Annotated in this window: 8 protein-coding genes; 3 read left to right on the forward strand and 5 right to left on the reverse strand. The window is 65.7% G+C overall.

Annotated features, from left to right (window positions below; genetic code table 11):
- Positions 1 to 130: 130 nt before the first annotated feature.
- The 5 genes from K2Y56_RS13670 to map all read right to left on the reverse strand — a co-directional run bounded on the left by K2Y56_RS13670 (position 131) and on the right by map (position 5,256).
- Complete coding sequence (locus K2Y56_RS13670; protein WP_292508242.1) at positions 131 to 970, reverse strand: transglutaminase family protein; 840 nt, start codon at positions 968 to 970, stop codon at positions 131 to 133.
- 37 nt (positions 971 to 1,007) lie between these two features.
- A complete protein-coding gene (locus K2Y56_RS13675) occupies positions 1,008 to 1,952 on the reverse strand; it encodes an alpha-E domain-containing protein (protein ID WP_292508245.1) in 945 nt (314 codons plus the stop codon).
- Between the two features lie 95 nt (positions 1,953 to 2,047).
- A complete protein-coding gene (locus tag K2Y56_RS13680; RefSeq protein ID WP_292508247.1) occupies positions 2,048 to 3,487 on the reverse strand; it encodes a circularly permuted type 2 ATP-grasp protein in 1,440 nt (479 codons plus the stop codon).
- Between the two features lie 196 nt (positions 3,488 to 3,683).
- Positions 3,684 to 4,418, reverse strand: coding sequence for a DNA repair protein RadC (gene radC, locus K2Y56_RS13685; protein WP_292508250.1), 735 nt, complete (start codon positions 4,416 to 4,418; stop codon positions 3,684 to 3,686).
- A gap of 10 nt (positions 4,419 to 4,428) precedes the next feature.
- Positions 4,429 to 5,256: a type I methionyl aminopeptidase gene (gene map / locus K2Y56_RS13690; protein ID WP_292508253.1), complete on the reverse strand. Its 828-nt coding sequence runs from the start codon at positions 5,254 to 5,256 to the stop codon at positions 4,429 to 4,431.
- A 152-nt stretch (positions 5,257 to 5,408) separates the two neighbouring features.
- Between map and K2Y56_RS13695 the strand changes: the two genes are divergently transcribed.
- The 3 genes from K2Y56_RS13695 to K2Y56_RS13705 all read left to right on the forward strand — a co-directional run bounded on the left by K2Y56_RS13695 (position 5,409) and on the right by K2Y56_RS13705 (position 7,993).
- Entirely contained in the window at positions 5,409 to 5,675 is a 267-nt protein-coding gene (locus K2Y56_RS13695; protein ID WP_292508255.1) for a zinc-finger domain-containing protein, read from the forward strand.
- 16 nt (positions 5,676 to 5,691) lie between these two features.
- Positions 5,692 to 6,882, forward strand: a complete 1,191-nt coding sequence (locus K2Y56_RS13700; protein ID WP_292508257.1) for an FAD-dependent monooxygenase — start codon at positions 5,692 to 5,694, stop codon at positions 6,880 to 6,882.
- A gap of 265 nt (positions 6,883 to 7,147) precedes the next feature.
- Positions 7,148 to 7,993: a hypothetical protein gene (locus K2Y56_RS13705; protein WP_292508260.1), complete on the forward strand. Its 846-nt coding sequence runs from the start codon at positions 7,148 to 7,150 to the stop codon at positions 7,991 to 7,993.
- The last annotated feature ends 210 nt before the right edge of the window (positions 7,994 to 8,203 follow it).

Consider the following 8,203-nt stretch of genomic DNA (forward strand, 5'->3'; position numbering starts at 1 on the left):
AGTAGGCCGCTACAGGTGCTACGTCGGCTTGGGACACGCGCGTCGGGTGTGATCGGGCCTGATGCCGGGACCACGCGTACAGGACCACCGTGTCCAGCGTACATCAACGGGCGGTCACGCGAAGGAGGGATCAGCCTTGAGACTGACTTTGCTGAGCCTGGGCTTGTTCTTCGACGCGCAGCCGCACGTCCAGAGTTTCGGTGCCTCCGCCCATGCGGCTACCACGGATCGGCGCGGCCCCGAGGTAGTCGAGGCCGATCGCAACCCGAATATGAGCCTCTGTCGTCCCGATGCAGTTGGCCGGATCAAACCCGACCCAGCCGAGATCCGGCACCAGGGCCTCGACCCAGCCGTGGCCTGCTTCCTGGTCGATCACCCCGTCGGCGCGGTGGAAATAGCCCGAAACGTAGCGAGCCGGTATCTCCAAGAACCGCGATGCGGCAATGAAGATGTGAGCCATGTCCTGGCAAACGCCCTTGCGCGCCTCGAAGGACTGGGCCGCGCTGGTGCTCGCGCTCGCCGGACCAGCCTCGTAGTCGATATGATCGCTAATGGCGGCCATGAGCCGATGCAGGATCGCGAGCGGCGCTGCGTCACCCGCTGCGGCCACCGACTTGGCGAAAGCCTGGATCTCGGAATTGGCGACCGCGAGGTCCGAATCGCGCAGGTAGAACACGTCCGGCAGCCGCTCGATCGTGCCGCGGACGATCCCGTGCATCTCGTTCGTGTCGACTTCGCCGACGACGCGGATCGTCAGCGCATCGGCCGGCTCGTCGGCGGTGAACCAATGGACGACGTTGCCGAATCCATCCTCGCGCTCGCTGATCCGTCCGTCCACGGAAGGCTCGATCCGCCATTTGCGGACATATTGCCCGTCATGGTCGCGCGGCCGCAATCTCAGCACCTGGATCAGCCCGCGGGCCGGATGCTCGTAGGTGTATTGGGTCTCGTGGACGACGCGAATGCGCATGCGGGAACCTTGTCGCGCGGGCCTCTCAGTCTCGACCCTACACCAGATATTGTTCGATGATTGCCGCGCCGAGGCGATTGTTCTCGGCGATGAAGGCGGTAACGAACTCGTGCAGGCCCGAGTTGAAGACTCGCTCGATATTCTCGCCCTCGAGCCGCGCCAGGGTGTTGCTGGCAAGGCGCTGGCTCGCGCCGCGCCGGCCGTACGCGTCGGCGACCAGGTCGAGGTGCTCCACGAGCATGCCGTAGCAATTGGCGAGTGAGCGCGGCATCTGGCGGTTCAACAGCAGCAGATCGGCCACCAGCAGCGGCTTGACGCTCTCGCGGTAGACCCAGTGATAGGCGTTGAAGGCCGAGACCTCGCGCAGGATCGTGGTCCACTGGAAGTAGTCGAGACTGCCGCCGACCCGCTCGGTATCGGGCAGGAGGATGCGGTACTTCACGTCGAGGATGCGGGCGGTGTTGTCGGCGCGTTCGATGGCGGTGCCGAGCCGCGTGAACCAATAGGCGTCGTTGCGCAGCATCGTCCGGTAGGCCGAGCCGTCGAAGGCCAGTGACACGCCCTTCACCCAGTCGAGGAAATGCGAGAACTCCTCGCGGTTCAGGTCACGGCCCTCGTAGTTGCGAAGCTCTAGCCAGGCGCCGTTGATGGCGTCCCACATCTCGGTGGTGAGCGCCGTGCGGACGCTGCGGGCATTCTCGCGCGCGGTCTCGATGCAGGAGCGGATCGAGGATGGATTATGCGGGCTGAAGGCGAGGAAGTTGCAGACCGTGGCCTCGTTCACGCTGCCGTAAAGCGGCTTGAACACCTCCGGATCGCCGGCCGAGGCCAGGGCCGAGGCCCATTCGTTGGTCTCGCCGCCGCCATAGCTCGACGGCAAGGCCGCGAGGCGGTGCGCCGCGTCGAGAATGCGCGCCACGAACTCGGCCCGCTCGACGTAGCGGGAGAGCCAGTACAGGTTGTCGGCAGTCCGGGAGAGCATGGGCTTCCGTTGTCGGGCGGACCGGACCGTCGCCGGGCCGGGGGTTGAGACGAGCCCGTATCAGATACAGGCGGTCGGTGGCCTTAGGACGACGATCAGGCGTCGAGCACCCAGGTATCCTTGGTGCCGCCCCCCTGGCTCGAATTCACCACCAGCGAGCCCTCCTTCAGGGCGACGCGGGTCAGGCCGCCAGGCACGATGCGAATCTCGTCTGCGCCGCAGAGCACGAACGGCCGCAGGTCGACGTGGCGCGGGGCGACACCGGAGGCGACGAAGGTCGGGCAGGTCGAGAGGGCGAGGGTCGGCTGGGCGATGAAGCCGTCCGGCGCGTGACGCAGCTTCTTGGCGAACTCCTCGATCTCGCGCTTGGTGGCGTGCGGCCCGACCAGCATGCCGTAACCGCCCGATCCGTTGACCTCTTTCACGACGAGTTCGGCGAGGTTGTCCATGACGTAGGAAAAAGCCTCCTTCTCGCGGCAGCGATAGGTCGGCACGTTGTGCAGGATCGGCTCCTCGCCGGTGAAGAATTTGATGATGTCCGGCATGTAGCTGTAGACCGCCTTGTCGTCGGCGATTCCGGTGCCGACAGCATTCGCCAGCGTGACGGTGCCGCGCTCGTAGGCGTTCATGAGGCCGGGCACGCCGAGCACCGAATCAGGACGGAAGACGAGCGGATCGAGGAAGTCGTCGTCGAGGCGGCGGTAGATCACGTCGACCCGCCGCGGCCCTTCGGTCGTGCGCATGTAGACGACGTCGTCCTTGGTGAAGAGGTCCGACGCCTCGACGAGGTCGACGCCGAGCTTGTCGGCCAGGAAGGAGTGCTCATAGAAGGCCGAGTTGTAGCGGCCCGGGGTCAGCAGCACGACTGTGGGGTCGCGGGTCGCCGTCTGCGGCGCGAGGCTGCGCAGAGTCGCCAGCAAGGCATCGGGATAGTTCTCCACAGGCGCCACGCGATGGCGCGAGAATAGCTCGGGGAAGAGCCGCAGCATCACCTCGCGGTTTTCCAGCATGTAGGAGACACCCGACGGCGTGCGGGCATTGTCCTCCAGGACGAAGAAGTCGTTCTCGCCGGTGCGGACGATGTCGATGCCGGCGATCTGGACGTAGAGGTCGTGCGGCACCGCGAAGCCGCGCATCTCCATCCGGTAATGCGGGTTGCGATAGACGAGATCGGCCGGGACGATCCCCGCCTTCACGCATTCCTGGGCGCCGTAGATGTCCTTCAGGAAGGCGTTCATGGCTGTGACGCGCTGCTTCAGGCCGCGCTCCAGAAAACCCCATTCCGGCTTGGTGATGACCCGCGGGATGATGTCGAAGGGGATCAGCCGCTCGGTCGATTCGTTGGCGCCGTAGACCGCGAAGGTGATGCCGATACGCCGGAACAGCAGTTCGGCCTGGCTGCGACGGGTGTTAAAGTGTTCGGGCGGGGTCGTTTCGAGCCAGGATTTCAGGCTGCCATAGGCCTCGCGCACCTCGGCCGGGCTCGCGCCATCGACGGCCAGGCCGTTCATTTCGTCGTACGCAACGAGCGCCATGCGCGCCTCCCCTTGACCGCCCGCATCGTCGCAAGAGGCGCGCCACCGGCGGCCCCGCAGATCTACCGGACTCCGCCGACGAAGGATCGCCGAAGGACCAGCAAGCGTCCCAGTTCTCGAACTTCTGCAACCAATCAAGCTGCAGCGTATCGATGAACCCGTGGTTTCCGCTCGCGTTCCGCTCAACCTCAGGAGGTTAGATCAGTTTGAGGCCCTTGAGGCTGGCATGACCCTCTCGCCCGAGGATGACGTGATCATGGACGATGATCCCGAGCGGGTCGAGGACCGAAACGATCTCCCGAGTCATGCGGATATCGGCCGCCGAGGGCGTCGGATCCCCGGAGGGATGGTTGTGGGCGAGGATGATGGCGGTCGCCGAGAGTTCGAGGGCGCGGCGTGCGACCTCGCGTGGATAGACAGGCGTATGATCGACGGTGCCGCGGCCCTGGACTTCGTCGGCGATGAGATGGTTGCGCTTGTCGAGGAACAGGACGCGGAACTGCTCCCGGGGCGAGAAGGCCATCGTCGCGCGGCAATATTCGATCAAGGCTGCCCAGGACGAGAGCAGGGGACGCGCCGCAATGGCGCCCTTGGCGAGGCGGTGGCCTGCCGCTTCGATCAGCTTGAGGTCGGCGACGACGCCTGCGCTGACACCATCGATCTCGGCGAGCCGTGCCGGCTCGGCGCTGAGCACTTCCGCGAAGCTGCCGAAACGTCGGATGAGCGCCTTGGCCAGGGGCTTCACGTCGCGCCGCGGGATGGCGCGGAAGAGGGCAAGTTCGAGGAGTTCGTAATCGGGCAGGGCGTCGGCACCCCCTTGCGCGAAGCGGGCGCGCAAACGTTCACGGTGTCCGTGGTAATGCTGCTCCTGCCCCTGAGACGGCAAGCCTTCCGCCGCGGATGGCGAGATTTCGAGGGCGGGCGGCTTCATGGCCGCGCCCTCATGCTCCGATATCGACCGGCTTATGCATGCCTTTCGGCGAGAGGGTGAAGATCTCCGCGCCGGTCTCGGTGACACCGATGGTGTGCTCGAACTGGGCCGAAAGCGAGCGATCGCGCGTCACTGCGGTCCAGCCATCGGAGAGGATCTTCACCGCTGGGCGTCCGAGATTGATCATCGGCTCGACGGTGAAGAACTGGCCCGGCCGCAGGGTCACGTCGTAGCTCGGCTCGACATAGTGCAGGATGGTCGGCGCGTCGTGATAGGTCCGCCCGAGGCCATGGCCGCAGAAATCGCGCACCACGGAGCAGCGCTCGGCCTCGGCATAGGTCTGGATCCCCCGCCCGATATCGCTCGTGGTGCCACCCGGCTTGATCGCCGCGATGCCGCGCATCAGCGATTCGTAGGTGATCTCGACGAGGCGCGCGGCTTTGCGCGGAACTTCGCCGACATAGGCCATCCGGCTCGAATCCCCGTGCCAGCCGTCGAGGATCAGACAGATGTCGAGGTTGACGATGTCGCCTTCGCGCAAGGGCTTGTCGTTGGGAATCCCATGGCAGACGACGTGGTTGATCGAGGTGCAGATCGACTTCGTATACCCGCGATAGAAGAGCGAAGCCGGGTAGGCGCCGTGATCCATCGCGAAGGTGTAGGCGAGCCGGTCGAGCGCATCGGTCGTCACGCCAGGCACCGTCGCCTCCATCAGGAGATCGAGGGCTTCCGCCGTGAGGCGCCCGGCGCGGCGCATGCCCGCGAAGCCTTCAGGCCCATAGATCGGCGGTTCGGGTGAACGCCGACCGGTCTCGGCCTTCGCTTGATCCTGCTGCATGGTGATGTCGGGTGTCTTGAAGGGCGCGTCGCGTCGATCCCTCAGTGTATGCCGCGGAGCCCGCGGCGCCAACCCGCTAGCGGGCTAGGATTGCGCGATCCGATTGAGTAGATCGATGGGGACCGCAATTAGGATGGGCAGGAACGCGAGCGATGGCTGATACGGGCGTACCGCATTTCCACAACGACCTCGGCGTGCCCGTCATCCATGTCGGTTCGCGCGAATTCATGTGCATCGGAGCGAAGCCTCCCTTCGACCACCCGCACGTGTTCCTCGACATGGGCTCGGACGATGAGATCATCTGCCAGTACTGCTCGACCCTCTATCGCTTCCGCGCCGACCTGAAGGCCGGCAGGGCGGAGCCCGCGGAATGCGTCTGGGACGACCGGGTCGGCGTCGCGCACGGGGTGGCCGCGTAAGGGGCGCGACGGTTCCGTGACGGACCGAAGCATCGCCATCGTCGGGGCGGGAATCGGCGGCCTGACAGCCGCCCTGGCGCTCGACGCCGCCGGTCACCGCGTCACCCTGGTGGAGCGTCGCACCGGTTTCAGCGAGGTCGGGGCCGGGCTGCAGCTCTCGCCCAATGCCAGCCGCGTTCTAATTGAACTCGGGCTCGGGTCGGCCCTGCGGCGCGCCGCCAACGCGCCGCCGGGTGTGGCGATCCGCGACCTCTCCAGCGCGCGTCCCCTCGGCGGGGTGCAGCTCGGCCCGCCGTTCAAGGAGCGGTTCGGTGCGCCCTACTACGTCATTCACCGCGCCGACCTTCAGACGCTGCTTCTCGATGCGGTGCGGGCACGGGCCGGCATCCGCCTCATGGTCGGACGCGAGGTCACGGGTCTTGCCGAAACCGAAACGGGCGTGCGCCTGACGCTGGAGAGCGGTCATGGCGCTCGCACCGACACGCTGGAGGCCGATCTCGTCGTTGGGGCCGATGGCGTGCGCTCGCGCCTTCGCGAGCATCTCGATGCCAAGCCCCTGCGCCATTGCGGGCAGGCGGCCTGGCGCGCCATGGTCCCACGCGAGGCCGCACCGGAGGAGCTGCAAGGCGACGAGACCGGGCTCTGGCTCGGCGGCGGCCACCACGTCGTGCATTATCCGGTCTCGCGCGGGCAGCAGATCAACATCGTCGCGGTGATCCCCGAGAAGTTCGGGGGCGAGGGCTGGGGCCAGCTCGGCGAGCCGGCGGTTTTGCGCGCCCGACTGCACCAGGCCGCACCCGTCCTCGCCGCGCTTCTGGCGATCCCCGATTCCTGGCTGGTCTGGTCCCTCGTCGACCGCCCGGCGGCCCGCCCGATGGCACGGGGAAGGATCGCGCTGATCGGCGACGCCGCCCATCCGATCCTGCCGTTCCTGGCGCAAGGCGCGGCCCTGGCCATCGAGGATGGGGCGATGCTGGCCCGCGCCCTGGTGCAGGGCGAGGTTCCCGCCGCGCTCGACGCTTACGCCCGGCTCCGGTCCGGCCGGGTGCGCAAGGTGCGCGAGGCGGCGCGCGCGAACGGCCGAACCTACCATGCGGGAGGCCTCATGCGCTTTGCCCGCAATACGGTGATGCGCCGGCTCGGCCCCGCCCGGATGAGCGAGCGCTACGCCTGGCTCTATGGCTGGAGCCCCGACGGCACCGCTTGATCTCCCGCTCAGCCCTCGCTACCGCAGGTTCATGCGGACGTGGCGAAACCGGTAGACGCACGAGACTTAAAATCTGAAACTCTTAGAATACACCCCTGCGGATCTCCCACTAATCCTAAGTCCAGCAAGCCCGTCTGCCCTCTGCGGTAGGCGGGTTTTGCTTTTCGGTTGACGTATCCACCCGTGAGGAGTAGTCCATACGAACCACCACACGGTGGACCGCCACACGGCTTTCGGTGGCGTGGAGGTATCAGGAGCAGGACCGATGACCAAGTTCAAAGAGCCCGGTTTCCGTAGCCGTATCGAGCAGGGTCGTCTGGCTCGCTTCGGTGTCCCTGAGAAGGGACCAGAGAAGCCCGTGACAATGCGTCAGAGGCCCATACGCTTCGACGCTGAGATGATGTGGAAGCAGATGAGAGAGATGGAGGTGATGCAGCCGTGGTGGCTCATTGGCGCACCTCCCAAGGCCATCCGCGCTGTGAACCGCTACAGCGGTCCCTACGACCACCCGAAGCCCAAGGCCCGCTGGTCGGACCTGTTCAAGCACGACAAAGACTATCGGAATCGCCTCACCAAGCGTGGCTTCAAGGTCCTCGGTAGCGGCGCCTTCAGCACCGTCTACGGCAAGCCTGGGAGCAACAAGGTGATCAAGGTGTGCCACGCTGGCGACACCGATCCGTGGCCGCTGTTCGCCGCCTGGGCGCACGCTAACCCGTCACCCTTCGTGCCCCTCATCTACTCCTTCAAGCGCCATAAGGGCTTCTACGTGGCCGTGATGGAGCGCATGGAAGAGACCGTCTACGGCTCAGACCGTTCTCTGGGTCACAGCGAGGCCACGGAGCTGTTCAACAACTTCGTTCGCAACAGCACAAGGGAGACGCGGGTCATACGCGCGGTCCTCGATCTCTATCCCGGCATCGATCAGTTCCTTGTCGCCATGATGAGGGAGTTCGACGGTAAGGCCCGTTGGGACCTTCACACGGGCAACTGGATGCTCCGTAAGGACGGCCAACTGGTCGTTACTGACCCCATCAGCGAAGGTGGATCGTCCCGCGCGGTTGCCTCCAAGGTGCAGCGCATCAAGGGCTCGTCTGTCCGTATTGCGGCCTGATGTATCCACCCCTGAGGATCATCACACGCACATTACCTCGCACACTTGGTCTCATGGGGTCTCCGGCGACATTACCTCGCACACTTGCCAGAGATCCCCATAGACACGTCACTAGACACCTCACCTAACACCTCAAGGTAGCGTCCGCGGACGAGGTGTAAATTCGAGGACCGCTTTGGCGGGGATTGGGGTGGCCATCGGGCCATGCGG

Origin of the sequence: Methylobacterium sp., assembly GCF_019745455.1 — a bacterium.
Taxonomy (GTDB): Bacteria; Pseudomonadota; Alphaproteobacteria; order Rhizobiales; family Beijerinckiaceae; genus Methylobacterium.